The sequence below is a fragment of the Roseomonas gilardii genome, from assembly GCF_001941945.1.
Lineage (GTDB): Bacteria > Pseudomonadota > Alphaproteobacteria > Acetobacterales > Acetobacteraceae > Roseomonas.
On sequence record NZ_CP015583.1, the window covers coordinates 2,439,871 to 2,465,200 of the forward strand.

Here is a 25,330-nt window from a genome sequence, read left to right on the forward strand (position 1 = left end):
ACAACCACTTCCCGTGCGGCTTCTGTCCGCGCCGGAGCGAGCCGCCGGTCCCGCGAGGGTGTCCGGACCGTCATGGGGCGGAAAACTTTGGTGCGGTGTCGTCCGCTATGAGGCAGGCGCCCTTGCGGCGAGGAAGTCCGGGGACCATGCAGCCGCGTGAGGGAATCAGGCTCCGCCCCGAGGGGGAGCAGGCCGGAAGGCCATGGGCGGCGGGGCGCGGCGGACCGGATGCGAATCCGGCCCGCCCCCGGCAGGCCGGGCCAGACCAGAGGTATGATGGGAAGCAAGGCGGGAACCAGGGATCTGGCGAAGCCCCGGAAGCAGGATGATGAGGCCGGAAGTGATGGTGCCATGACGGATCGGCCGGATGGAGAGCCACGGGTGGCTCCGCCGGGGGATGCCGCCCGCCGCGGCCTCCGGGAAGCCGGCCCCGCCACCGCCCCGGCTGGCGCGCCCGGTGCCACCGTGCCCGGTTCCGCCATGCCCGGTGCCGCCATGGCGGATGAGGCAGCGGTGGTGCCGGATGCAACGGAGCCCGCGTTGGCCCCGGCCTCGCCCGGCTCCGCCTGGGGCCGTTGGCTGGCCAGGGTCCGGCCCTGGCTGCTCGGCGCGGTCTTCCTGGCTCTGGCGGTTCTGGTCATCCTCGCCGTGCGCGGCCTTTCGGCCGAGCTGGACTACGATGCCGTGGTCGAGGCGCTGTCGGGCGCGCGGCCGGGCGTGCTGGCGCTCGCGCTCCTCGCCACGGCGGTCAGCTATGCCAGCATGGTGGGCTATGACCGCGCGGCGTTGCGCTATGGCGCGCCCGGTACGCCGGTGTCGCTTCGCGTGACGGCGCTGGCCTCCTTCACCGGCTTCGCGCTGAGCAACACGGTGGGCGTCGGCGCCTTCACCGGCGGGGCGGTTCGGTGGCGGATCTACACGGCGGCGGGGCTGCGGCCCTCGCAGATCACGCGTGTCATCGGCTTCATCGGCCTGTCCTTCGGCCTGGGCGTGGTGGCCGTGGGGGCGGCGGGGCTGATCGCGGGCGCCGGCCATGTGGCGGCCTGGCTGGGCACCTCCGCCGGGCTGCTGCGGGGCATCGGCGGGGCGGCGCTGCTGGCCCTGGCCGCCTTCGTGGGCCTTTGCGCAGGGACCGATACGCTCTCCCTCGGCCGTTTCGCCCTGCGCCTGCCTTCGGCACGGCTGGCCCTGGCGCAGCTCGCGATCTCGGCGGTCGATGTCTGCGCCGCCGCCACCGTGCTCTGGGTGCTGTTGCCGGAAGGGGCGGTGGGCCTGTCCACCTTCCTGCCGATCTACGCCATCGCGCTGGTCCTGGCGCTGCTCAGCCACCTGCCTGGCGGCATCGGCGTCTTCGAGGCGGTGGTGCTGCTGGCCTTCCGCGATTCGCCCGTCTCGCTGGACGAGGTCGCGGCGGCGCTGCTGCTCTACCGCATCGTCTACTACGTGCTGCCTCTGGCCCTGGCGGTGGCGCTGCTGGTGCTGCCGGAAGCGAGGCGTGGTGCCAGCCTGGCCGGGCGGTCCCGGCCCGTGCGGGCGGCGACGAGGCTGGCGCCGCGTTTCCTGGGGGCGCTGGCCTTCATCACCGGGGCGGCGCTGCTGATCGGCGGCGTGGCGCCCAGCGGCGAGGATGGGCCGGGCATGCTGGCCCCTGCCCTCCCCGGCCTGCTCTTCGAGGCCTCGCACCTGATCTCCAGCGTCGCGGGGCTGGTGCTGCTGCTGGTCGCGGACCGGCTGGTGCACCGGCTGGACGCGGCCTGGTGGGTCACGACGCTCTGCGCTCTCGGCGGGCTGGTGCTCTCGGTGGCGCGCGGCGGCGGGCTGCTGGAGTTGGGTTCGCTGCTGCTGCTGCTGCTGGCGCTGCTGGCGACGCGGCACCGCTTCGACCGGCGCACCCGGCTGTTCGCCCAGCCCTTCACCCTGCGCTGGCTGGTGGCGGTGGGCTGCGTGGTGGCGGCGGCGGTCTGGCTGCTCTTCTTCGCCAACCGGGACGTGCCCTATTCCAACGAGCTCTGGTGGCGCTTCGAGTTCGACGAGGATGCGCCGCGTGGCCTGCGCGTGACCCTGGCGGCGGCGATGGGGCTGGGCGCGGTGGGGCTCTGGAGCTTGCTCCGCCATGCCCAGGGGCGGCAGGAGGAGCCGAGCCCGGCGATGCTGGTCCAGGCGGCCGAGATCGCGGATGCGAGCGACCGCGCCGATGCGCAGCTCGTGCGGATGGGCGACAAGTCGCTGCTCTTCTCCGAGAGCGGCGATGCCTTCGTGATGTATGGGCAGCGCGGGCGCTCCTGGATCGCGCTCTTCGACCCGATCGGTCCGCGCACCCGCTGGCCGGACCTGATCTGGAGCTTCGTGGAGGCGGCGGATGCCCAGGGGGCGCGGGCAGCCTTCTACCAGGTGAAGGCGGAGAGCCTGCCGCTCTACCTCGATGCCGGGTTCCGGCCGATCAAGCTGGGCGAGGCGGCGCGGGTGGATCTGTCCCAGTTCGACCTCAAGGGACGCGCGCGGGCCAATCTCCGCAACGCGCTGAACCGGGCGGAACGGGACGGCATGACGCTCGCCGTGCTGCCGCCGGCGGAGGTCCCTGCCCTGCTGCCGGAACTTCGGGTGGTGTCGGATGCCTGGCTCGCGGCGCATGAGACACGGGAGAAGGCCTTCTCTCTCGGGGCCTTCGCGCCGCATTACGTCTGCGCCCAGCCGGTGGCGGTGGTGCGGGACCGGACCGGGCGGGTGGTGGCCTTCGCCACGATCTCGGAAACGCCGGTGACCAAGGCGGAGGCCTCGGTGGACCTGATGCGGCATCTGCCGGATGCCCCGGGCGGCACCATGGACTTCCTGTTCATCAAGCTCCTGCTGCGCGCCAAGGAACTCGGCTACCGGAACTTCGACCTCGGCATGGCGCCGCTCTCCGGCCTGGCGGCGCACCGGCTGGCGCCGCTCTGGCACCGGCTCGGCGGCTGGGTCTTCCGGCGGGGCGAGCGGTTCTACAATTTCCGCGGCCTGCGCGCCTTCAAGGAGAAGTTCGATCCGGTCTGGGAGCCGCGCTACCTCTGCGCGGCGGGCGGGCTCGATCCCTGGGTCGTGCTGGCCGATGTGGCGGCCCTGCAAGCCGGCAGTCTGCGCGGGGTGGTGGGCAAGTGAGGCGGCGCGGCATGGCGCGCCACCCGGTGCAGCGTCGGGCACTGGCCCTTTCGGTGCTGGCGGGCTGCCTCCTGGCCGGCGAGGCGCAATCGCCGGGAACACGCGACCATTTCCCCTATCTGATCGAGATCCCGGCCGACCCGGTGCGCTTCGACAGCTTCGCCCTGATCATCTCCGGCGATGGCGGCTGGGCGGACCTGGACCAGCAGCTCGGTGAGATCCTGCAGGAGCGCGGCATGTCCGTGCTGGGCTGGGATTCGCTGAACTACTTCTGGAAGCACCGGAAGGCGGAGGAGGTGGCGCAGGATCTCGACAAGGCGATCCGCACCTATTCCGAGTTGTGGAACCTGCCGCGGGTGGTGCTGATCGGCTTCTCCTTCGGGGCGGATGTGATGCCCTCCGCCTATAACCGCCTGCCGCCCGAGACGCGGGAGAAGGTGGCGCTGATCTCGCTGCTTTCCACGTCCAAGGACGTCGATTACGAGGTGACCGCCTCGGGCTTCATCGGCATGGGTGGTTCCGACGAGATCCCGATCGGGCCGGAGCTGGCGCGGATGGACCAGACCAAGGTCCAATGCGTCTATGGCGAGGAGGAGGCGGACGAGACCGGCTGCCTTCTGCTCGACCCGGAGAAGGCACAGGTGATCCGCACCGCCGGCGGGCATCATTTCGACGAGGACTACGCGAAGCTGGCAGACCGCATCCTGGCGAGGCTGGCCGATGCGAGCTGAGCCGAGGCCGACAGGCCGGCGTGGCCTGCTGCGGGCCGGGGCGGCACTGGGGCTGCTGGCCGGTTCCTCCCGCCTGGCGCCGGGCCGCGCCGGGGCGCCGGATGGAAGGACGGCGGAGGCGGGGCTGCTGGCCTTCCGCATGATGCCCACGGGGCGTGGCGGAATCCCCCAGGGGCCGGTGAGCTTCATCCTGCCCAGCTCGCACGCCCCGGACCCGCGCCTGCCGCGGCTGCCGGTGGAGCGGCTCCTGGCCGGGGCTCGGCTGGTGCTGACCGAGAGCGGCTATGCCCCGGGCGAGGAGGCGGGCGAGGAGTTCTTCCGGCCGGACGGGGAGCCCACGCTGCGCGGGTTGAGCCCGGCGGAATGGGAAGCCTTGCGGCGGAGCGCCGCCTGCCAGGGGTTGGAGACGGTCATGGCGCGGCTGCGGCCGATCCTTCTGCTGTCTCTGGCCCGGGAAGCCTGCCCCACTCCCGGCGCCGGCCGCGCGGGCCGTTCGCCGGAGGACTGGCTGAGTGGGGCGGCCCGGGCGATGGGCCTGCGCACCGGGGCGCTGGAAAGCATCGGCGAGAGCATGGCGGCGGCGGATACCGTGCCGGAGGCGGTCTATCTGGGAGCCCTGCGCCGGGCGCTGGCCGATCCGGCGGGTGTGGCCGCGGAGGACCGGGCCTTGCAGCGCGCCTATGAGGATGGCGACCTGAACGAGGTCCGGCGACTCACCGTGGCGGCCATGGGCGGGGACGAGGCCGGGCGCGCGGGTTTCGACCGGATCGTGATCAGCGCCCGCAGCCAGCGGATGGCGGCGCGGCTGGCCGAGACCGCCTCGGCCCTGCCGGTGGTGGCAGTGGTGGGCGCGGCGCATCTGGCGGGGTCGGACGGGATGCTCGCGCTGCTCCAGGCCCAGGGCTTCCGCCTGGAAGCCATCCGGATGCGGCTGGCGCCGGGATAGGGTGCCCGCCGGCCCGGCTCAGGCGGGTGGGTGTTCCTTCCACCAGTGCCGGGCGATCTCGGCGCGGGTGCAGACCCAGACATCCGGGCAGGCCACGACATGGTCCAGGAAGCGGGCCAGGGCGGCGGCGCGGGCGGGGCGGCCGACGAGGCGGCAATGCAGGCCGACGCTCATCATGCGCGGCGTGGTCCGGCCTTCCTCCCGCAGGAAATCCAGCGAGTCCTTCAGATAGGCGGTGAAGGCATCGGTGGTGCCGAAGCCGGGCGGCACCGCGAACTTCATGTCGTTGTTGTCGAGCGTGTAGGGGATGACGAGGTGCGGCTTGCCGCCCACCGGCACGTAGTGCGGCAGGTCGTCGTCATAGGCGTCGGAATCGTAGAGGAAGCCACCATGCTCGGCCACGAGGCGTCGGGTGTTGGCGCTGATGCGGCCTGTGTACCAGCCGACCGGGGTGGTGCCGGTGGTCTGTTCCACCGCCGCGATGTTGCGGGCGATGTGGTCGCGCTCCGTGGCCTCGTCCACCTCGGCATAGTTGATCCAGCGGTAGCCGTGGCAGGCGATCTCATGACCCGCCTCGGCGAAGGCCCGGCCGGCGGCGGGGTTCAGCTCCAGCGCCCGGCCCACGCCATAGACGGTGAGCTTGAGCCCGCGTTCCCGGAACAGGCGCAGCACGCGCCAGACGCCGACGCGGGCACCGTAGTCGAACTGGCTTTCCGTGCTTTCGTCGCGCATGCCGCGGCGCGGCTGGCCGCCCGGGACCTCGTGCAGATAGGCCTCGGTGATCGGATCGCCGTTCAGCGGCGTGTTCTCGCCGCCTTCCTCGTAGTTCAGGACGAAGGACAGGGCGACGCGGGCGCCGTTGGGCCAGCGCGCATCGGGCGGGTTGGGGCCATAGCCCGCGAAATCCCGGGGGAAACCGCTTTCGGCGGCCAGGATGGTGCCGCCGGTCTTGCCGTCGCTCATGCTCTCGTCCTTCGGTCCCTGGCATCTCCCGCTCCAGGCGCGGTCCCGGCCTGTCCCGCGGCGGAACCCCGGGGAGGGTTACGGCCTTGGGATGGGCCGGAACCCGTTCCTGTCGGGACATGGGCAGAAGCACAAGCCCCCTGCCCGCGCCATCGAAGCTCAGCGCGCGTTGACGCCGGCGGAGCCGCCCACATAGGCGCCACGAGGGCTGCTGCCGTCATTCGCCGGGCGCTGGCAGGCCGCCAGGGGCAGTGTGGCAAACGCCAAGGCGAGAAGCGCGAGGACAAGGCGCCTCATCGCCATCATACCGCCGGCAGGTCGTTCAGGTGGCAGCGCGAACGGTGCCCCGGCGCGATCTCCTTCAGCACGGGCACCTCCAGCCGGCAACGGTCGAAGGCATGCGGGCAGCGGGGGTGGAAGTGGCAGCCCTTCGGCGGGTTCAGCGGCGAGGGAATCTCGCCCTGGACCACAGCGAAGCTCTTCTTCCGGGCCTCGATGCGCGGCACGGCGGCCAGCAGCGACTGGGTATAGGGGTGGTTGGCGCGGGCGAAGACCTCCTCCGCCGGCGCTTCCTCCACCACCCGGCCGAGATACATAATCACGACCCGGTCGGAGAGGTGTTCCACCACGCCCAGGTCGTGGCTGATGAAGAGGTAGGTGAGGTCCAGCTCCTGCCGCAGGCGCATGAACAGGTTCAGCACCTGGGCCTGGATCGAGACGTCCAGCGCCGCCACGGATTCGTCGCAGACCAGGAATTCCGGCTGCACGGCGAGCGCACGGGCAATGCCGATGCGCTGGCGCTGGCCGCCGGAGAACTGGTGCGGGTATCGGCGCTTGTAGGCCGGGTCGAGGCCGGCGCGGCGAAGCTGCTCGTCCACATAGGCATCGAGGCCGGAGCGCGTGGTCATGCCATGGACCAGCGGCGCCTCCCCCACGATGTCGGTAACCCGCAGACGCGGGTTCAGCGAGGACATCGGGTCCTGGAAGATCATCTGCGCGCGGAGCTTGGCCTCGCGTGCCTCTTTCGCGGAGAGCGTGGCCCGGTCGCGGCCGCGCCAGAGGATCTCGCCATCCGAGGGCGGCAGGATGCCGGCCACCATGCGGCCGAGCGTGGACTTGCCGCAGCCGGATTCACCGACCAGGCCGACCACCTCGCCCTTGCGGACGGTGAGATCAACCTTGTCCACGGCATGGACGGTCTCCTCCCGGATAGGGGCGCCGATCTTCTTCGCGATCTTGCCAGCGAAGTCGAGGGTCTTGCTGAAGCGGCGGGAAACGCCCTTCACCTCGATGATGGGCGCGCCCAGGCTCCGGGCGGCGACGGCGTCAGGGCGGTCGAGCGTGGTGCTCATGCGGCCTCCGCGCGTTCGAAATGGGGGAAGAAACAGCGGGCCAGGCGGTTGGGCAGCTTCTCGTCCAGGGCCGGGTACTCGCGGCACTTCTCGGCCGCCCGGGGGCAGCGCGCCTGGAAGGGGCAGCCAGGCGGCAGGCTAAGCAGCGAGGGCGTCATGCCCGGGATCTGCCGCAGCGGCTCACCGCGCTTGTTGCGGCTGGGCACGGAACCCAGCAACCCGACCGTGTAGGGATGCAGGGGCGCGTCCAGCGTCTCCCCCACATCGCCGTACTCGACGACGCGGCCGGCATACATCACCGCAAGGTCATCGGCGAGGCCGGCGACCACGGAGAGGTCATGGGTGATCCAGATCAGCGAGGTGCCGGTGTTCGCGGCGAGCTTCTGCACCTCGGCCAGGATCTGCCCCTGAATGGTGACATCGAGCGCCGTGGTGGGCTCGTCCGCCACGATCAGCTCGGGACGATTCAGCAGGGCGATGGCGATGGCCACGCGCTGCCGCATGCCGCCGGAGAACTGGTGCGGATAGGATCTCAGCCGCTCGTCCGGGCTGGGGATGCCGACCATGCCCAGCGTGTCGCGGGCCCGCTGGCGGGCATCCTCGCGCGAGATCTTCTCGTGCGCCTGCAGCGTCTCGATCATCTGGGTGTCGATGCGCAGGACCGGATTGAGCGTCATCATCGGGTCCTGGAAGATCATGGCGATGCGGTTGCCGCGAAGCTGCCGCATCTCCTCCTCCGGGATGGTGGCGAGGTCACGGCCCTGGAACAGGATGTGACCGCCCACCACGCGGCCCGGCGGATCGACCAGGCGCATGATGGAGAAGCCGGTGACGGACTTGCCGGAGCCGGACTCGCCGACGAGGCCCAGCACCTTGCCGCGGCCGACGGAGAAGGAGACGCCGTCCACCGCCTTGATCACGCCGGCGCGGGTGAAGAAGTGGGTCTGGAGGTCGCGGACCTCCAGCGTCGGGGCGGCGCTGGTGGCAGGAACCCCCATGGGAGATTGCTTGGCGGCGCTCATTTCTGCAGCCTCGGGTTCAGCACGTCGCGCAGATGGTCGCCCACGAGGTTGATCGAGACGATGGTCACGAGCAGCGCGATGCCAGGATAGAAGGAGATCCAGTACTTGCCCGAGAGCATGTACTCGTAGCCGTTGGAGATCAGCAGGCCGAGCGAAGGCTCGGTGATGGGCACGCCGAGGCCAAGGAAGGAGAGCGTCGCCTCCAGCGCGATGGCGCGGGCCACCTGCATGGTGCCGACCACGATCAGCGGCGGCAGGCAGTTCGGCAGCAGGTGGCGGAAGATGATGCGGTGCGTCGGCAGGGCGAGGCACTGCGCCGCCTCGATGTATTCGCGCCGCCGTTCCACCAGCGCCGTGCCGCGCACGGTGCGGGCGTAGTAGGCCCATTCCACGATGATCAGCGCCAGCACCACGTTCATGACGCCCTTGCCGAGGAAGGCCAGGATCATCAGCGCGGCGAGGATCGAGGGGAAGGAGAGCTGGAGGTCCACCAGCCGCATGATGAAGGTGTCGGTGCGGCCGCCGGCATAGGCAGCGAGCATGCCGAGCGAGGCCCCCACCAGCGCGGCGCAGATGGCGGAGCCGGCGCCCACGATCAGGCTGATGCGCAGCCCGTAGAGGATGCCCGAGAGCATGTCGCGGCCCTGGTCATCCGTGCCGAGCCAGTAGGTCATGGTGTCGTCGGCATTGCGCGACCCCGGCTCCAGCCGCCCGTCCATGATGTCGAGCTGGGCGAGGTCGTAGGGGTTCTGCGGTGAGATCCAGGGCGCGAGGATCGCCAGCAGCACGATGATCGTGAAGACGATCAGCCCGAACATCGCCAGCTTGGAGGAGGCGAAGTCGCGGACGAAGCGCTTGAAGGGGGTCTCGACCTTCGGAGCGGGCGTGGCGGCGGCCGGGGCGGTGGCCCCGGGCTTGGCGGCGGTGGCGCTCATGCCTTGCCCTCCAGCCGGACGCGCGGATCAAGCGCGGAATACATCAGATCCACGGTCAGGTTGATGATGATGAACATGAAGACGATGATCATGAGATAGGCCACGATCACCGGGCGATCGAGCACGTTGATGCTGTCGATGATCAGCTTGCCCATGCCCGGCCAGGCGAAGACGCTTTCCGTCACCACCGAGAAGGCGATGGTGGAGCCGAGTTCCAGCCCGACCACGGTGATGACCGGGATCAGGATGTTCTTGAAGACATGCACGAAGATCACGCGGCTGTTGGTCAGCCCCTTGGCGCGCGCGAACTTCACGAAGTCCATCAGCATGGTTTCGCGCACGCCGGCACGGGTCAGGCGCACGACCAGGGAGATCTTGAACAAGGCGAGGTTCAGCGCCGGCATGGCCATGTGCGCCAGCCCGTCCCGGGTCAGGAAGGACCAATGCACGCCCAGGAACTCCGCCGTCTGGCCGCGGCCCGTGGAGGGCAGCCAGCCGAGCTGCACGGCGAAGACCATGATCAGCATCAGCCCGACCCAGAAGGTCGGCAGCGAGAAGCCCAGGATGGAGCCCGCCATGATGCCGGAGGAGATCGGCGAATGCGGCTTGAGCCCGGCATAGAGGCCGAGCGGGATGCCGATGATCAGGGCCAGGAAGGTGGCGCCGAGGGCGAGTTCCAACGTCGCCGGCATGCGCTGGAGGATCAGCTGCAGGGCGGGCTCGTTGAACACGAAGCTGCGGCCGAGGTCGCCGTGCAGCGCGTTGCCGAGGAAGGAGAGGTACTGCATCCAGAGCGGCAGATCGAGGCCGAGCGCCTTGATCGCCCGCTCGCGCTCCATCTGGTCGGCATCGGGGCTGATCAGGATCTCCACCGGGTCGCCGATGGCATAGACGCCGACGAAGACGATGACCGACATCGCCAGCATCACGAGAGCCGCCTGGATCAGCCGGCGCAGGAGGTAAACGGTCATGGATTCAACTCGTCATGGTCCCGGACGGCGCGGATGGGCCGCGCCGCCGGGCTGGAAATTCCGTAGGTGCAGAATCTGCCCATTTACTGGGCAGCCGGGCGGATATCCTGCGCCCGGGTCAGTTCATCGGCACGGGCCTCGTGCACCAGGGTCGGGCGCATCGCCCAGATGTTCTTCTGGATGTGAATCGGGATGATCCCCACGTCGTCGAGCGCGATCTGGCTGGCCTCGCGCAGCAGTTGCTCGCGCTTGTCATCGTCCAGCGTCTGCAACGACTGTGCCAGCTTCGCATCCATGGCGAGGTTGCTGTAGGAGCCCCGGTTGGAGGTGCCCCAGCCCTTTTCCGGTGTCGGGGTGGCAAGCAGGGCGCGCAGCGGGGAGGTCGCCTCGCCCGAGGAGATACTCCAGCCGACGAGGCCGGCCGCGATGTCCCGGCGGGCCGCCTTCTGCACATAGGCGGCCCAGGGCTGGGCATCGACCTGGGCGCGGATGCCGATCCGGGCCCACATCTGGCCGATCGCCTGGATGATGCGGGCGTCGTTGATGTAGCGGTCGTTGGGGCCGCTCAGCACGATGCGGAAGCCGTCCGGATAGCCGGCCTCGGCGAGCAGCTTCTTCGCGCCCTCCGGGTCGGCCTTGGCGGGCTGCAGGCCGGGGACCGAGCCGAAGGCGCCGATGGAGAGGAACTGCGCGGTCGGGGCGGCGGCGCCTTCCATGACCCGCTGGGTGATCGCCTGCCGGTCGATGGCCATCGACAGCGCCTGACGGACCTTCAGCTCCTTGAGCGGGTTCTTCTCCAGCGGCTTGCCCGCATTGTCGGTGATGAAGGGTGACTGGGGGTGGAGATGGTCCAGGAACAGGAAGATCAGGCGCAGCCCGTCCGCCTCGCTCATCCGCACGCGGCTGTCCTTGGACAGCTTGGCGAGGTCGCTGGTCGGCACCTGGTCGATGAAGTCCACATCGCCCGAAAGCAGCGCCGCGGTGCGGGCGCCGTCATTCGGGATCATGCGGTAGGTGACCTTCTTCCAGACCGGCTTCTCGCCGAAATAGCTCTCATTGCGCTCGTAGATGATGCGGTCGCCGTTCCGGTAGGAAGTGACGCGGAAGGGGCCGGTGCCGATGGCGACCTTGAGGCTGTTGAAATCCTCGGTCCCCGCGCCCTGGTGGGTCTCGCGGTCCAGCATCTCGACCTGGGCGAGGTCGGTGGCGAGCAGCGGATAGGGGCCGTCCGTGTGCAGGCGGATCGTCAGCGGATCGACGATCTCCACCCGCTTCACCCCGCGTGTATAGATAGCATAGGAGGAAGGGCTGTTCGGGACGTTGGGCACGCGCTCCAGCGTGAAGGCCACGTCTTCGGCGGTGAAGTCGTTGCCGTTATGGAACTCCACCCCGGGGCGCAGCTTGAACTCCCAGACATCCTCGGCCACCGGCTTCCAGCTCTCGGCCAAGCGCGGCTGCAGCCGGCCCTTCGCGTCGAAGGTGGTCAGGCTGTCGAAGAGCATGTCCGCCACGGCGTAGTTCGGCGAAAGCGCATGGTAGTGAGGGTCGAGCGAGGTGACCGGCGCGCCGACCGCAAGGTTCAGCTCCTGCGCCCGGCCGGGGCCCGTCAATGCCACAAGGGCGGCAAAACCCGCCGCCACGAGACGAACTGTCATGTCCAAGGGAGCTCCCGACAACTTCGGACGCGAATATGTCTATGCTGCGGGGTTCTAGCAGCCCTGCAATGCGGTCGCCAGCTTTCGGACAGAACAAGGACAAATTATCGTCAAAGGATCGTCCGGCGAAACATTTTGGTTCCGGCACAGGCGGTCCATGCTGGATGGCCCTCGGGGATCAGTCCTCGTCCGCCTCCGCGACGGGAAGGATGGAGGTCTCCTTGGCTGTGGCGGTGGCCACGATGGTCTCGGTGCGCTCCACCCCGGGGAGCGTGCGGATCTCGCGGTCCACGAACTGCTCCAGGGCCGCCAGATCGGGCAGGCGCAGCTTGAGCAGCCAGGACCAGCCCCCCGTCACCGAATGGCATTCGAGCACGGGCTCCAGCGTCTGCACGGCTTCCCGGAAATCCGCGCCGTCGCGGCCGGCACGCATGCCGACGAAGACGAAGGAGAGGAGTGGGCAGCCGATCGCGGCGGGGTCCAGGTCGGCCCGCCAGCCGCGGATGGTGTGGCGCTCCTCCAGCCGCTTCACCCGCTCGGCCGTGGCGGAAACGGAGAGCCCGGCGATCTTGGCGAGTTCCGCGAGCCCGGCCGCCCCGTCCTGCTGCACGGCGATAAGGATATTGCGGTCGATCTCGTCCATGACCGCAGCCTAGCCCGGCTTGTCACATTCCGAAAAGACGAACGGCCCGGCTCGCTGCGGAAGCGGGCCGGGCCGTGCGTTCGCGGCTGGGGAGGAAAGCCCCTCCCCGCCATCGTCAGACGTAGTGCTCGGCCAGCGGCGCGAAGCCATTGAAGCGCTGGCTGGCGTAGGTCGTCACATAGGCGCCGGTGGCCAGCAGCTCGATCCGGTCCCCGGCATCGAGGGCCAGGGGCAGGCGGTAGTTGGACTTCTCGTAGAGGGTGTCGGTGCTGTCGCAGGTCGGCCCCGCGATCGTCACCGGCCCCTCGTCCTCGCCATCATGCGGGGTGCGGAAGTCGTACTTGATCGACTCGCCTTCCGTCTCGGCCAAGCCGCCGAAGCGGCCGATGTCGAGATAGACCCAGCGGACCGGGTCGTTCTCGGCCTTGCGGGAGACCAGCACGACCTCAGCGGAGACCACACCCGCGTCGCCGACGATGAAGCGGCCCGGCTCGATGACGATGTCCGGCAGGGCATTGCCGAAATGCTGCGCCATCGCGCCCATGATGGCGGCGCCGAAGGCGTCGATCTCCGGCACCTCGGCCCGGTAGCGGACGGGGTAGCCGCCGCCCAGGTTCACCATGCGCACCTTGACCCCCGCTTCCTGCAGGTCGGTGAAGAGCATGGCAGCCTTGGCGATCGCCGCCTCGTAGGCGGTGGTCTTGGTCTGCTGGGAGCCGACATGGAAGGACAGGCCGAAGGGATCGAGGCCAAGCTCGGCGGCCTGGATCATCAGCGTCTTTGCCATCTCGATCTCGCAGCCGAACTTGCGGCTGAGCGGCCACTCGGCGCCGTCATTGCCGACCAGGATGCGACAATAGACGCGGGCGCCGGGGGCCGAGCGGGCGAGCTTCTTCAGCTCACCCTCGGAGTCGAAGGCGAACATGCGGATGCCACGGTCGAAGGCCGCCTTGATGGCGGATTCCTTCTTGATGGTGTTGCCGTAGGAAATGGAATCCGGCGCGGCACCAGCGTCGAGGCAGGCCGAGATCTCCTCGTAGGAGGCGGCATCGAAGCTGGAGCCGAGGCCGACCAGACGGTCGAGGATCGGCGCGGCGGGGTTGGCCTTCACCGCGTAGTAGATGCGGGCCTGCGGCATGGCGGCCCGCAGGCGGCGGTAGTTCTCCTCCACCCGATCCACGTCGAGGACGAGGCAGGGAGTGGCCGGCGCGGCGTCGCGCAGGAATTGGGCGATCTTGGGGGTCATCGCGGCACCCTCCCAGAAAGCGGCAGGGCAGCCGCCTTTCCGGCAGCCGGCCCTGTCAGTGTTGCGAACGGTCGAACGAACCAGCGACCAGAGGTTGCCAGGACGCTTGACGTCGTTGCGTAACCACCCAGGGCCAGAGGCACGTGCGTACTGCGTTGGACGGGCAGATAGAGGCAGGCTGGGTGCGGCACAAGTGGCAATTCCGGCTATGGCCGTTTTTTTTCCGCAGAAAAAGTTTGGGGGCCGGAAAGCCCTCCCATGTTTTCCTTGGCCGTCCGGCTTATTCACCGGCCGTTCATGGCTTTGGCCGGGAGTCTTCCGGTCAGACCGGCGTCTATCGCAGGCCTGTCGCGAGACGGACGCAAATCTACCCCGGATGGATGCGGCGCGGGGGCTTCCCGGCCGGGCGCCGAGTGGCCGGGAATCGGGAGAATCCGCAGGGAGGACGATAGCAGGCCGAGCGGAAAGGGCCGCTCACGGTACCTGGATTGCCGGGGGCGGTCCTACCGGAGTGGCCGGGGGATGGGGCCCCTCCCCCGGCCGGGGATCAGCGGATCAGGCCGCCGGTCGGGGAGGACGGATCGGCGGCGTAGTTGCGCGGCATCCGGCCGGCGAGGAAGGCATGGCGGCCGGCCTCCACAGCAGCCTTCATGGCGCGGGCCATGCGGACCGGGTCTTTCGCATGGGCGATGGCGCTGTTCAGCAGCACGGCGTCGCAGCCCAGTTCCATGGCGAAGGCAGCCTCCGAGGCCGTGCCGATGCCGGCATCCACCAGCACGGGGACCTTGGCCTGCTCCTTGATGGAGCGGATCATGAAGGGGTTGGCCACGCCCAGGCCGGAGCCGATCGGGGCACCCAGAGGCATGATGGCGACGCAGCCCATCTCCTCCAGCCGCTTCGCCGCCACCGGATCGTCGGCGCAATAGACCATGACCTCGAACCCATCGGCGATCAGGGCCTCGGCGGCCTCCAGCGTCGCCTTCATGTCCGGGTAGAGGAAGGGCGGCGGGCCCAGCACCTCCAGCTTCACCAGGTTCCACCCCCCCGCCTCGCGTGCCAGTCGCAGGGTGCGGACGGCATCCTTCGCGGTGTGGCAGCCGGCGGTGTTGGGGAGATAGGTATAGCGGTCGGGCGGAACGAAATCCTGCAGCATCGGCGCGCCGGGGTCGGACAGGTTCACCCGCCGCACCGCGACCGTGACGATCTCGGCGCCGGAGGCCTCGATAGCTTCGGCCGTCTCTTCCAGCGACTTGTAGCGGCCGGTGCCGACGATGAGGCGCGAGCGGAACCGGCGGCCGGCCACCTCCCAGCCGTCATCCGCCGTCTGAATGCCGTCCATGAGCCTCAGCCTCCGCCGATGAAGTGCACGATTTCCAGGGAATCCCCGGCCTCCAGCCGCGTCGTGGCATAGGCCGAGCGCGGCACGATCTCCTCGTTCCGCTCGACCGCGACCTTGCGGGTGTCGAGGCCGAGCCCGGCCAGCAGGACGACGAGCCCGGCACCCTGCGGAACATGGCGCGCTTCGCCGTTGACCGTGATCCGGATCGTGTCCGGCCGGGTGGCGGAGGTGATCTCTGACATGGGTCGGATGTGGCGCGCTCCCGGTCGGGACGCAAGCGCCTTGCGGGCAATCCGGGCATTCTCCGGGGTGACTCCGAGGCCTTCTCGCAGATGCGAAGATGCAGGCCGTGCTTGCCCCTTCCCTCGCGCCCTGCTAGCCCCGCGCGGTTCAAGAGGTCACAACCTTGTCCCCGCCCCTGATCGCTGTCCTGAACGGCCCCAACCTGAACCTGCTCGGCACCCGTGAGCCCAAGATCTACGGGGCCGATACGCTCGACGACATCGAGGCGCTCTGCGCCGAGGTCGCGGACCAGGAGGGGCTGGCCATCGACTTCCGCCAGACCAATGGCGAGGGCGAGCTGGTGTCCTGGGTTCAGGAATGCCGTGGGCGGGCCTCCGGGATCGTGATCAACCCGGCGGGCTATTCCTTCACCTCCATCGCCCTGCTGGATGCCCTCGTGGCGGTCCGGCTGCCGGTGATCGAGGTCCATCTCACCAACATCCACCGGCGGGAGGCGTTCCGGCATGTCTCCTACGTTTCCCGCGCGGCGACCGGCGTGATCTGCGGGCTGGGACCACAGGGCTATGCCCTGGCGCTCCGGGCCATGGCGGACATGCTGGCGACCGCACAGACCGAACTGGACGACGACGCATGAGCGGCCTTTCCTTCGACCCCGACGCCATCAAGGCACTCGCCGAGATCCTGCGACAGACCGATCTGACCGAGATCGAGCTGGTCGAGAAGGACAGCCGCATCCGCGTGGCCCGGGAGGTGACCGTGGCCGCCCCGATGATGACCCAGATGGCGGCACCCGCGATGCAGGCCGCGCCGGTCCCCGCGCCCGCGGCGGTCGCACCCGCCCCTGCCGAGGCGCCGGTGTCGCATGCCAATGCGGTGACCTCGCCGATGGTGGGCGTGGCCTATCTCTCGCCCGAGCCGGGCGCGGCGCCCTTCATCACACAGGGCCAGCAGGTGAACGCCGGGCAGACCCTGTTGCTGATCGAGGCGATGAAGACCTTCAACCAGATCAAGGCCACCAAGTCCGGCACCGTGACCCGCATCCTGATCGAGAACGGGACCCCGGTGGAATTCGGTGAGCCGCTGATGGTGATCGAGTAAGGGCGGCCACGTGTTCCGCAAGATCCTGATCGCCAACCGGGGCGAGATCGCGCTCCGCATCCACCGGGCCTGCCAGGAGATGGGCATCCGCACGGTGGCGGTGCATTCCACGGCCGATGCCACGGCGATGCACGTTCGCCTCGCCGATGAGAGCGTGTGCATCGGCCCGCCCTCGCCGCGCGAGAGCTACCTGAACGTCGCCAACATCCTGGCGGCGGCCACCATCACCGGGGCGGAGGCGATCCACCCGGGCTATGGCTTCCTGTCGGAGAACGCCCGCTTCGCCGAGATGGTGGAGGCGCATGGCCTGACCTTCATCGGTCCGACCGCGGAACACATCCGCATGATGGGCGACAAGATCGCCGCCAAGGATGCGATGCGCAGCCTGGGCGTGCCGCTGGTACCTGGCTCGCCGGGGGCGCTGGCCTCCATCGAGGAGGCGCGCGAGGTCGCCGACCAGATCCTGTACCCGGTGCTGATCAAGGCGGCGGCGGGCGGCGGCGGGCGCGGCATGAAGGTGGCACGCTCGGCGGACGAGCTGGAGGAAGCCTGGCAGGTGGCGCGCACCGAGGCCAAGGCGGCCTTCGGCGACGACGCCGTCTATATGGAGAAGTATCTCGACCGGCCGCGCCATATCGAGATGCAGGTCCTGGCCGACAACCACGGCAGCGTGGTGCATCTGGGTGAGCGCGACTGCTCCTTGCAGCGGCGCCACCAGAAGCTCGTGGAGGAGGCCGGGAGCCCGGTGCTCACCGCCGAGGACCGCAACGCGCTCGGCAACACGGTGACGAACGCCCTGAAGCAGCTCGGCTACCGCAACGCGGGCACGCTGGAATTCCTGTGGCAGGACGGGCAGTTCGCCTTCATCGAGATGAACACCCGGTTGCAGGTGGAGCATCCTGTCACCGAGATGGTCTGCAACATCGACCTGGTGAAGGAGCAGATCCGCATCGCGGCCGGCGAGAAGCTCGGCTACGGGCAGGAGGAGATCCGCTTCCAGGGCCATGCCATCGAGTGCCGCATCACGGCGGAGGACCCGCTGACCTTCGCGCCGAGCCCTGGCCGGGTCACGACCTTCCACGCGCCGGGCGGGCTGGGCGTGCGGATGGATAGCGCGCTCTATGCCGGCTACAACGTGCCGCCTTATTACGACAGCCTGGTGGCCAAGCTGATCGTCTATGGCGCGAACCGGCAGGAGGCGATTGCCCGCGCCCGCCGCGCCCTGGACGAGACGGTGGTGGACGGCATCAACACGACGTTGACCCTGCACCAGAAGATCATGGACGACCCGGAATTCCAGTCGGGCGACTACACGATCCACTGGCTGGAGAAGTTCGTGGCCCGCGAGTCCGAGGGGGCCTGACCGTTCCGCTTCCGGGTGGGCCGCACGCGGTGCCGCCCGGAAGGGTGAGCCAAGGTCGGTTCGCGGAAACGGGAAGCACGGCGGGTGGTGCAGTGCGGCGCCGGGCATGGCAGGATGGGCGCCGATGAGCCGGCGCGGGATCGCGATCACCCCAGACCTCGTCCTGCGTGCCTATGCCGCGGGGCTTTTCCCGATGGCGGAGGGCCGGGCTTCCGACCGGCTCTTCTGGCTGGACCCGGAGCAGCGGGGCATCCTGCCGCTGGAGGGTTTCCATCTTTCCAAGCGTTTGGCGCGTACGGTGCTGTCCGGCCGCTTCACGGTGACGGCGGACCGGGCCTTCGCCGAGGTTCTGGCGGGCTGCGCCGCCCCGGCGCCTGGGCGCGAGGATTCCTGGATCAATCCCGAGGTGGAGGCGCTCTTCAACGAGTTGCACCGGCTCGGACACGCCCATTCCATCGAGACCTGGCGGGAGGGGCGGCTGGTGGGCGGCCTCTATGGCATCCGGCTCGGCGGGGCCTTCTTCGGGGAAAGCATGTTTTCCCGCGAGACGGATGCCTCCAAGACTGCCCTGGTGCATCTGGTGATCCGCCTGCGGCGGGGCGGCTTCACCCTGCTGGACACGCAGTTCCTGACCTCGCACCTCGCCCGCTTCGGCGCGGTCGAGGTGCCGCAGGCCGACTACAAGGCGCGGCTGGCCAGTTCGCTGCGGGTGCTGGCGCGATGGGAGCGCGAACTGCCCGCCGAGGAGGTCGAGTACTGGGTCCGCACCCTGAGGTCCGGCTCCGGCTGAGACGCGGCCGGGGCAGCGTCGGGGAGTTCCAGGGCTTCCAGGAAGGCCTTGGCCCAGACGCCGACATTCTGGGTTTCCAGCCTGCGGTACATGGCGGCATGCCGCTCCCGCCGCTCCTCCAGCGGCATCTCCAGCGCATTGTGGATGGCCGAGGCGACTCCCACGGGATCGAGCGGGTTGACCTGCAGGGCTTCCGGCATGTTCTCGGCCGCACCGGCGAAGCGGGACAGCACGAGGACGCCGGGACTCTCTGGGTCCTGTGCCGCCACATACTCCTTGGCGACGAGGTTCATGCCGTCGCGCAGCGGTGTCACCAGTCCCACCTTGGAGACCCGATAGAAGCCGGCGAGGCAGTCGCGCGACAGGGCGCGGGCGACGTAGCGCACGGGCGTCCAGTCCGGATCGGCATAGTCGCCGTTGATCGTGCCCGCGAGGCGGTCGATCTCCCGCCGCAGGTCACGGTAGCTCTCGATGTCGTCGCGGGACTTGGCGGCGATCTGGAGATAGGTGACGTGGCCGCGATGCTGCGGGTATTCCGCCAGCAGGGCGGCGAAGGCGCGCAACCGCTCCGGCAGGCCCTTGGTGTAGTCCAGCCGCTCCACGCCGATCACGAGATCCCGGTGCCCCAGGCTGGCGACAAGGCGGCGGGTTTCCGAGCCACGTGCGGCCCGGGCGGCGGTCTCGTTGAACTCCCGGGTGGCGATGCCGATGGGATGGGCCTGCAATCGGGTCTCGCGGCCACGGAAGCGCACCGTCTCATCCGCCGGCACCTGCATGCCGGTGCCCTGGTTCATGCAGTCGATCAGGCCCTGAAGGTCGCGGCGCGACTGCACGCCCACGAGGTCATAGGCCAGCAGGTCGTGCAGGATCTGGTCGGAATCCGGGAGGGCGGAGAAGAGGGCCCAGGGCGGGAAGGGAATGTGGTGGAAATAGCCGATGCGCTGCTTCGCCCCCAGGGCCCTTAACTCCGCGCCCAGAGGGATGAGCTGATAGTCATGCACCCAGATCGTATCGTCGGGACGCAGATGCGGCAGAAGGCGGCGGGCGAATTCGCGGTTCACGTCCCGGTACACCTCCGCCTGCTGGCGGTCATAGGTCAGGAGGCCGAGGCGGAAGTGGAAGAGCGGCCAGAGCACGCCATTGGCATGGCCGACATAGAAGCCGCGATACTGGTCGTCGGTCAGGTCGAAGACGGTGTAGTCAACGCCGGAGCGCCGGACCGTCTTGGCCGGGCCGGGCTCCTCGCCGACGACATGGCCACTCCAGCCGAACCACATGCCGCCGCGAGCCTTGAAGGCTTCCTTGAGAGCAACAGCGAGGCCGCCCGCCGCAGGGGGGTCGTCCCGCTTCGGCACGGCCACACGGTTGGATACGACGACTAGGCGTCCCACAGCCCCTCCTCCCAGATCTTCTTGATCGTCCCGATCGGTGAAATGAACCGCTTCCCCAGGGAAAGAACGACGCGCGGACAGGCTCGGTTTCGCAACGGGGGCTGCATGGGGATGCCTCAGCCCCCGCCGGGCCGACGTGGCCCCTGCCCCGCCTCCAGCGCATCGGCGGCCCGGGCGAGCCAGGCGCGGAAACGGGCGGGCTGGCCGGAGAAGTCCTCCGGGATGCGGTAGCCGATGCCGTCCATGGCATAGGCGGCGGTGATGCCGTCCTCGTCCGTCACGTCGTCGCCCACGAAGATCGGCTTGCGCCCGGCGAAGGCGGCCCGGGCCATGAGCCGGTGGACGGCCTTGCCCTTGTCGGCGAAGCGCGGGCGGACCTCGTAGGCAGCATGGGCCGGGACGACGCGGAAGTCGTCCGGCAGCTCGGCCGCCATGGCTTCCGCCAGGGCATGGGCCGCCTCGCCAGCCTCGGGCGCCAGGCGGTAGTGCAGCACGAGGCCATGGCGCTTGTGCTCGGCCAGGGCGCCGGGATGGGCGGCGGCGAAGCGGTCGGCGGCCTCCCGCCACGCGGCGGGTGGGGATGGCAGCGGCGGCGAGGCCGCGTCCGGCGGGTCGAGCACCGCCCCGTGCTCGGTGGCCACGACGAGGCCGGGCACGGGCAGGAAGCCGCGCACGACCTCCAGCCCCCGGCCCGTCACGATCGCCAGCGCGCCGCCCAGCGCGTTGGACAGGCGCTGGAGCACCGAGGGCAGGTCGGGCGGCACCACCACGAGATCCGGGCGCGCCGCGATCTCGACCAGCGTGCCGTCGAAATCGAGGAAGAGGGCGGATTCGGGACCGGGGAGAGGCGGCAGGCCAGCCTCTGGAATCACGTCAGCCATGAGGCGTCCCTCTTCCGGGGGAAGTGTGGCGGGCGCAAGGCGAATGAGGCGGGAATGACAGATTCTTGTAGGGTCAGACCGTGAATTGTTCCGCGACGATGCGCTCGCTGAGACCGTGATCAGGATCGAAGAGCATGGTCAGCGCCACGCTCCTGTCCTCGCGCACCTCGACACGGGTCACGTCGCGGACCTCGGTGTAGTCGGCCACCGCGGCGACGGGCCGCTTCTCGTGTTCCAGGATGTCGAAGATCACCACGGACTCGGAAGGCAGCAGCGCACCACGCCAGCGGCGCGGACGGAAGGCGCTGATCGGCGTGAGCGGCAGGAGGTTGGCGCCGAGCGGGACGATGGGGCCATGCGCGGACAGGTTGTAGGCGGTGCTGCCGGCCGGGGTGGAGACAAGGATACCGTCGCAGATCAGCTCGGCGAGGCGGATCTTGCCGTCCACGGTGATGCGGATCTTGGCCGCCTGACGTGTCTCGCGCAGCAGGTTCACGTCGTTGATGGCGAGGCCGGTCTGGACCTCGCCCCTGGCATCGGTGGCCAGCATGCGCAGCGGGTGCAGCACCGCCGCCTGCGCGGCAGCGAGACGCTCCGGCAGGTCGTCCTCGCGGAACTCGTTCATCAGGAAGCCGACGCTGCCGCAGTTCATGCCATAGACGGGCAGGTTGCGGCCCAGCAGCTTGTGCTGCGTTTCCAGCATGCAGCCGTCGCCGCCCATCGCCACCACCACCGCGGCCTCGTCCGGCTGCGCGTCGCCATAGCGCGAGATCAGGCGCGCGCGGGCAGCGACGGCCTTCTCCGATCCGGCGCAGAGGAAGGAAATCCGGCCCCGCAGGTCCGGCGGCAGGGGAGACGTGGATTCGGCGCCGTGTGGGCCGGGATTCGGCAGGCCATGGTCGGGGCCCATGTCAGAGGCCCCGGAGATCCAGGCGGAAGCGGCATCCGGGCGACGGCGATCGGCGCATGGTCGGGGTCCTTCGCTCCTGCGGGAGGGACATAGGACGCTGCCCGGACGGCGCCCGCAAGCCCGGCTGGCGGAGCGGGTGCCTCAGAGGGCCTTCCAGAAGAGGGTGGTGCCGTGCGGGACGCCCTGGGCGTCGAGCGCGTAGCCAGGGATGCGACCCGCCTCGGTCCAGCCCATCTCGCGGTAGAGGGCCTCGGCCGGGCCGTCGCTCAGGGTGTCGAGGGTCAGCAGCCTGCGGCCGACGCCGCGTGCCGCCTGCTCGGCCTTGCGCATCAGGGCGCGGGCAATGCCGCGACGGCGGAAGGCCGGGTCCACCAGCAGCTTCGCGATCTCGGCCCGGTGCGGCTGATTGGGCGGCGTGTCGAGGACGAGCTGCACCGTGCCGGCGATCTGCCCCTCCGACCAGGCGGCGAGGAGGAGGCGCTTGCCGGTGGCGACGTCGGAGGAAATGTTGCGCCAAAAGGACCGCGCCGCCTCCCTGGACAGGGGCGGCAGGAAGGAGACAGAGGCGCCGGCATCCACGCAGTCCACCAGGATGGCGGCGAGGCGGCGCTCCGCACTGGCGGCGGCGGCGGCATCCAGCGCCTCCACGACCAGGCCGCGCGCCGGCTTGGCGTAGCGGAATTCCAGCGACTTGGAGATGTCGTCCAGGATGCGGATCGAGCCGGAGCGGACATAGCCCCGCTTCTCGTAGAAGGCATGCGCCGCGTCGAAGCGCGTGTCCGTCCAGAGCACAAGGCGCTCCGCACCGGCATCGAGGCCGCGCTTCTCGCCGATGTCGAGCAGCCTGTGCGCCAGCCCGGTGCCGCGCTGGTCGCGGCGGACATAAACGCGGCAGATCTCCCAGGCATTGTCGGAGCCGAGGGGACGGACGGCGACCATGCCGACCACCTCGCCGCCCTGCTCCGCCGTCCAGACGGCGCCGCCCACCTTGTCGAAATGCGTAACCAGGGCGCGGAGCTCGGGATTCTCGCCATCCACGTCCAGGATGCAGTTCGGGTACTCCGCCCAGGCATCGCCGATCAGGCGGATGAAGCCCTCCGCGTCGCTGTCGGCGCCCTCGCGGATCTGGACGGGCGGAATGGCGGCGGTGCCGTCGCTCACGAAAGTCCCCGGCAGAAACGGTCGATGCGGGCGCAGGCTTCGGCGAGCTGTTCCATGCCCGTGGCGTAGGACAGGCGCAGATAGGGGCTCATGCCATAGGCCGCGCCGGCGACAGTGGCGACGTGCTGTTCCTCCAACAGGGCCATGGCGAAGTCGGTGTCCGTCTCCAGCACCCTGCCGCCCGCCGTGGTGCGGCCCAGGCAGCCACCAATATTGGGGAAGAGGTAGAAGGCGCCCTCGGGCTTGTGGCAGGCGATGCCGGGGATCGTGTTCAGCCGCTCGACGAGGAAGTCGCGGCGCTCGCGATAGGCATGCGCGCGCTCGGCCACCAGTTCCTGCGGCCCCTCCAGCGCCGCGGTGGCGGCCGCCTGGCCGACGGTGGAGACGCCGCCGGTGAGATGGCCCTGCATCGTCACCATGGCCTTGATCAGCGGCGCGGGGCCGCCGGCATAGCCGATGCGCCAGCCGGTCATCGCATAGGTCTTGGAAACGCCGTTCAGCGTCAGCACGCGGTCCTTCAGGCGGGGCTCGACCTCGGCGATGGTGCAGAACTCGAAGCCGTCATAGACGAGGTGCTCGTACATATCGTCGGACATGATCCAGACATGCGGATGGCGCAGCAGCACCTCGGCCAGGGCCTGCATCTCCGCGCGGGAGCAGGCGGCGCCGGTCGGGTTGTTCGGGAAGTTGAGGACCAGCCACTTGGTCTTCGGCGTGATCGCCGCCTCCAGATCCTCCGGCCGCAGCTTGAAACCGTTGTTCTGCGGGCAGGAAACGAAACTCGCGTCGGCGCCGGCCAGCTTCGCCTGCATGGCGTAGCTGATCCAGTAGGGCGAGGGGATCAGCACCTCGTCGCCCACATCGCAGGTGGCGAGGAAGGCGTTGGTGATGATCTGCTTGCCGCCATTGGCGACCATGATCTCGTTCAGCGCGTAGTCGAGCTTGTTCTCGCGGCGGAACTTGCGCTGGATCGCTTCCTTCAGCGCGCGGACGCCGTCCTGCGGCGGGTACTTGGTCAGCCCTTCGAGCGCGGCGCGGTTCGCGGCCTCGATGGCATGCGGGGGCGTGGCGAAATCGGGCTCGCCGACGGTGAGGCTGATGACCTGATGGCCCTGGGCCTTCATCTCGCGCGCCTTGATGGACATGGCCACGGAAGGGGCGACCGGGATTTCCGTCAGGCGGGTGGCAAGGGCGGGCATGGTCGGATCAGTCTCGGCAGGAACGTTGTGGACGGACGGCGCATCGCATCCGGGCGGTGAGGATGCGGCGCGGGTTCCGGGGAAAAGCGGGCGCGATCCGCCACCGGGCGGGGCGGATCGCGCCGGGCATGGGGCTACTTCAGCCCTTCGCAGAACCGCTTGATGCGGTTGCAGGCATCTTCCAGGACCGCGTCCGAAGTCGCGTAGGAGACACGGAAATGGCCGGGGAACATGAAGGCCGAGCCGTGCACGGCGGCGACGCCTTCATCCTCCAGCAGCGCGGTGACGAAATCCTCGTCCGTCTCGATCTTCTTGCCCGAGGCAGTGGTCTTGCCGATGCAGCCGGCGATGTCGGGGAAGACGTAGAAGGCGCCGTCGGGGGTCGCGCAGCGGATGCCGGGGGCCTGGTTCAGCAGGCGCACCACGAGGTCGCGGCGGCGCTCGAAAGCCTGGCGCATGGTCTCCACGCTCTCCTGCGGGCCGTTCAGCGCCTCCACGGCGGCGGCCTGGGAGATGGAGGAGGTGTTGGAGGTGCTCTGCCCCTGCAGCTTGTCCATCGCCTTGATCAGCGCGATCGGCGCGCCGGCGAAGCCGATGCGCCAGCCGGTCATGGCATAGCCCTTGGAGCAGCCGTTCATGGTGACGGTGCGCTCCTTCAGGCGGGGCTCCACCTGGGCGATCGTCTTGAAGGCGAAACCGCCATAGACGAGCTTCTCGTAGATGTCGTCGGTGAAGATCCAGACCTGCGGGTGGCGCAGCAGCACCTCGGCCAGCCCCTTCAGCTCCGCCTCGGAATAGGCGGCGCCGGTCGGGTTGGAGGGGTTGTTCAGGATCAGCCACTTGGTCTTGGGCGTGATCGCGGCCTCAAGCTGCTCCGGCGTGATCTTGAAGCCCTGGTTCTGCCCGGCCGGGACGATCACCGGCTTGCCGCCGGCGAGCGCGATGATGTCGGGGTAGCTGACCCAGCAGGGGGCGGGGACGATGGCCTCGTCGCCATCGTCGATCGTGGCGAGCATGGCGTTGAAGATCACCTGCTTGCCGCCGGTGGAGACGACGATCTCCTCGGGCTTGTAGGTCAGGCCGTTGTCACGCTCGAACTTCGCCGCCACCGCCTTGCGCAGCGTCATGGTGCCGGCGACGTCGGTGTAGCGGGTGTCGCCATCCTGGATCGCCCGGATCGCGGCGTCCTTGATGTTCTGCGGGGTCTCGAAATCCGGCTCGCCGACGCTGAGGCTGATCACGTCACGCCCGGCGGCCTTCAGGGCGCGCGCCTTCTGCGTGACGACGATGGTCTGGGAGGGGGAGATGCGGTCCATCCGCTCGGCGGTCAGCGTCATGGGTCTTCCAGGGCTTTCG

At 69.4% G+C, this 25,330-nt stretch carries 24 protein-coding genes; 7 read left to right on the forward strand and 17 right to left on the reverse strand.

The window, feature by feature from the left end:
• Window positions 1–351 precede the first annotated feature (351 nt).
• From mprF to RGI145_RS11165, 3 genes are read left to right on the forward strand one after another with little or no spacing between them, the layout of a single operon-like run.
• Window positions 352–3,135 (forward strand): bifunctional lysylphosphatidylglycerol flippase/synthetase MprF, encoded by a 2,784-nt coding sequence (gene mprF, locus RGI145_RS11155; protein WP_083670608.1) that lies wholly within the window; start codon window positions 352–354, stop codon window positions 3,133–3,135.
• Between the two features lie 11 nt (window positions 3,136–3,146).
• Window positions 3,147–3,866, forward strand: a complete 720-nt coding sequence (locus RGI145_RS11160) for a virulence factor family protein (RefSeq protein WP_083670610.1) — start codon at window positions 3,147–3,149, stop codon at window positions 3,864–3,866.
• Window positions 3,856–4,812: a TraB/GumN family protein gene (locus RGI145_RS11165; protein WP_075798389.1), complete on the forward strand. Its 957-nt coding sequence runs from the start codon at window positions 3,856–3,858 to the stop codon at window positions 4,810–4,812. Before RGI145_RS11160 ends, RGI145_RS11165 begins: the two co-directional genes overlap by 11 nt.
• A gap of 18 nt (window positions 4,813–4,830) precedes the next feature.
• Here RGI145_RS11165 and puuE read toward each other — a convergent pair whose 3' ends face one another.
• From puuE to thiS, 11 genes are all read right to left on the reverse strand, one after another.
• Complete coding sequence (gene puuE, locus RGI145_RS11170) at window positions 4,831–5,775, reverse strand: allantoinase PuuE (RefSeq protein ID WP_075798390.1); 945 nt, start codon at window positions 5,773–5,775, stop codon at window positions 4,831–4,833.
• 159 nt (window positions 5,776–5,934) lie between these two features.
• A complete protein-coding gene (locus tag RGI145_RS25055; protein WP_156878495.1) occupies window positions 5,935–6,072 on the reverse strand; it encodes a hypothetical protein in 138 nt (45 codons plus the stop codon).
• Window positions 6,073–6,077: 5 nt separating this feature from the next.
• Window positions 6,078–7,127: an ABC transporter ATP-binding protein gene (locus tag RGI145_RS11175; RefSeq protein WP_075798391.1), complete on the reverse strand. Its 1,050-nt coding sequence runs from the start codon at window positions 7,125–7,127 to the stop codon at window positions 6,078–6,080.
• Entirely contained in the window at window positions 7,124–8,149 is a 1,026-nt protein-coding gene (locus RGI145_RS11180; protein WP_083670612.1) for an ABC transporter ATP-binding protein, read from the reverse strand. The genes RGI145_RS11175 and RGI145_RS11180 overlap by 4 nt, the downstream gene beginning before the upstream one ends.
• On the reverse strand, window positions 8,146–9,084 hold the full coding sequence (locus RGI145_RS11185; protein ID WP_075798393.1) for an ABC transporter permease: 939 nt from the start codon (window positions 9,082–9,084) through the stop codon (window positions 8,146–8,148). The genes RGI145_RS11180 and RGI145_RS11185 overlap by 4 nt, the downstream gene beginning before the upstream one ends.
• Window positions 9,081–10,055 (reverse strand): ABC transporter permease, encoded by a 975-nt coding sequence (locus tag RGI145_RS11190; protein ID WP_075798394.1) that lies wholly within the window; start codon window positions 10,053–10,055, stop codon window positions 9,081–9,083. The genes RGI145_RS11185 and RGI145_RS11190 overlap by 4 nt, the downstream gene beginning before the upstream one ends.
• 83 nt (window positions 10,056–10,138) lie before the next feature.
• A complete protein-coding gene (locus tag RGI145_RS11195) occupies window positions 10,139–11,710 on the reverse strand; it encodes an ABC transporter substrate-binding protein (protein WP_075798395.1) in 1,572 nt (523 codons plus the stop codon).
• 178 nt (window positions 11,711–11,888) lie between these two features.
• Window positions 11,889–12,353: an Lrp/AsnC family transcriptional regulator gene (locus tag RGI145_RS11200; RefSeq protein ID WP_075798396.1), complete on the reverse strand. Its 465-nt coding sequence runs from the start codon at window positions 12,351–12,353 to the stop codon at window positions 11,889–11,891.
• 115 nt (window positions 12,354–12,468) lie between these two features.
• Complete coding sequence (locus RGI145_RS11205; protein ID WP_075798397.1) at window positions 12,469–13,599, reverse strand: type III PLP-dependent enzyme; 1,131 nt, start codon at window positions 13,597–13,599, stop codon at window positions 12,469–12,471.
• Between the two features lie 547 nt (window positions 13,600–14,146).
• Entirely contained in the window at window positions 14,147–14,938 is a 792-nt protein-coding gene (locus RGI145_RS11210; protein ID WP_027280397.1) for a thiazole synthase, read from the reverse strand.
• Window positions 14,939–14,943: 5 nt separating this feature from the next.
• Window positions 14,944–15,180, reverse strand: a complete 237-nt coding sequence (thiS, locus tag RGI145_RS26150) for a sulfur carrier protein ThiS (protein ID WP_156878496.1) — start codon at window positions 15,178–15,180, stop codon at window positions 14,944–14,946.
• 164 nt (window positions 15,181–15,344) lie between these two features.
• Here thiS and aroQ point away from each other — a divergent pair, with 164 nt between their 5' ends.
• The 4 genes from aroQ (at window position 15,345) to aat (ending at window position 18,432) form a co-directional block, all read left to right on the forward strand.
• The gene (gene aroQ, locus RGI145_RS11220) at window positions 15,345–15,815 is read left to right on the forward strand and encodes a type II 3-dehydroquinate dehydratase (protein ID WP_027280399.1); all 471 of its coding nucleotides are present in this window, start codon (window positions 15,345–15,347) and stop codon (window positions 15,813–15,815) included.
• Window positions 15,812–16,279 (forward strand): acetyl-CoA carboxylase biotin carboxyl carrier protein, encoded by a 468-nt coding sequence (accB, locus tag RGI145_RS11225; protein WP_075798398.1) that lies wholly within the window; start codon window positions 15,812–15,814, stop codon window positions 16,277–16,279. The genes aroQ and accB overlap by 4 nt, the downstream gene beginning before the upstream one ends.
• Before the next feature lie 10 nt (window positions 16,280–16,289).
• Complete coding sequence (accC, locus tag RGI145_RS11230) at window positions 16,290–17,642, forward strand: acetyl-CoA carboxylase biotin carboxylase subunit (RefSeq protein ID WP_075798399.1); 1,353 nt, start codon at window positions 16,290–16,292, stop codon at window positions 17,640–17,642.
• A 124-nt stretch (window positions 17,643–17,766) separates the two neighbouring features.
• Window positions 17,767–18,432: a leucyl/phenylalanyl-tRNA--protein transferase gene (gene aat, locus RGI145_RS11235; RefSeq protein WP_083670616.1), complete on the forward strand. Its 666-nt coding sequence runs from the start codon at window positions 17,767–17,769 to the stop codon at window positions 18,430–18,432.
• On the opposite strand, the gene RGI145_RS11240 is transcribed toward aat, so the two are convergent.
• The 6 genes from RGI145_RS11240 to RGI145_RS11265 form a co-directional block, all read right to left on the reverse strand.
• Entirely contained in the window at window positions 18,321–19,823 is a 1,503-nt protein-coding gene (locus tag RGI145_RS11240) for an alpha,alpha-trehalose-phosphate synthase (UDP-forming) (RefSeq protein WP_237183046.1), read from the reverse strand. The genes aat and RGI145_RS11240 overlap by 112 nt on opposite strands.
• Window positions 19,824–19,939: 116 nt before the next feature.
• The gene (gene otsB / locus RGI145_RS11245; protein WP_075798402.1) at window positions 19,940–20,704 is read right to left on the reverse strand and encodes a trehalose-phosphatase; all 765 of its coding nucleotides are present in this window, start codon (window positions 20,702–20,704) and stop codon (window positions 19,940–19,942) included.
• Between the two features lie 73 nt (window positions 20,705–20,777).
• Window positions 20,778–21,614, reverse strand: a complete 837-nt coding sequence (locus RGI145_RS11250; RefSeq protein WP_208863865.1) for an NAD kinase — start codon at window positions 21,612–21,614, stop codon at window positions 20,778–20,780.
• 141 nt (window positions 21,615–21,755) lie between these two features.
• Window positions 21,756–22,775, reverse strand: coding sequence for a GNAT family N-acetyltransferase (locus tag RGI145_RS11255; RefSeq protein WP_075798403.1), 1,020 nt, complete (start codon window positions 22,773–22,775; stop codon window positions 21,756–21,758).
• Window positions 22,772–23,974: a pyridoxal phosphate-dependent aminotransferase gene (locus tag RGI145_RS11260; protein WP_075798404.1), complete on the reverse strand. Its 1,203-nt coding sequence runs from the start codon at window positions 23,972–23,974 to the stop codon at window positions 22,772–22,774. Before RGI145_RS11260 ends, RGI145_RS11255 begins: the two co-directional genes overlap by 4 nt.
• Before the next feature lie 134 nt (window positions 23,975–24,108).
• Entirely contained in the window at window positions 24,109–25,311 is a 1,203-nt protein-coding gene (locus tag RGI145_RS11265) for a pyridoxal phosphate-dependent aminotransferase (RefSeq protein WP_075798405.1), read from the reverse strand.
• Between the last annotated feature and the right edge of the window lie 19 nt (window positions 25,312–25,330).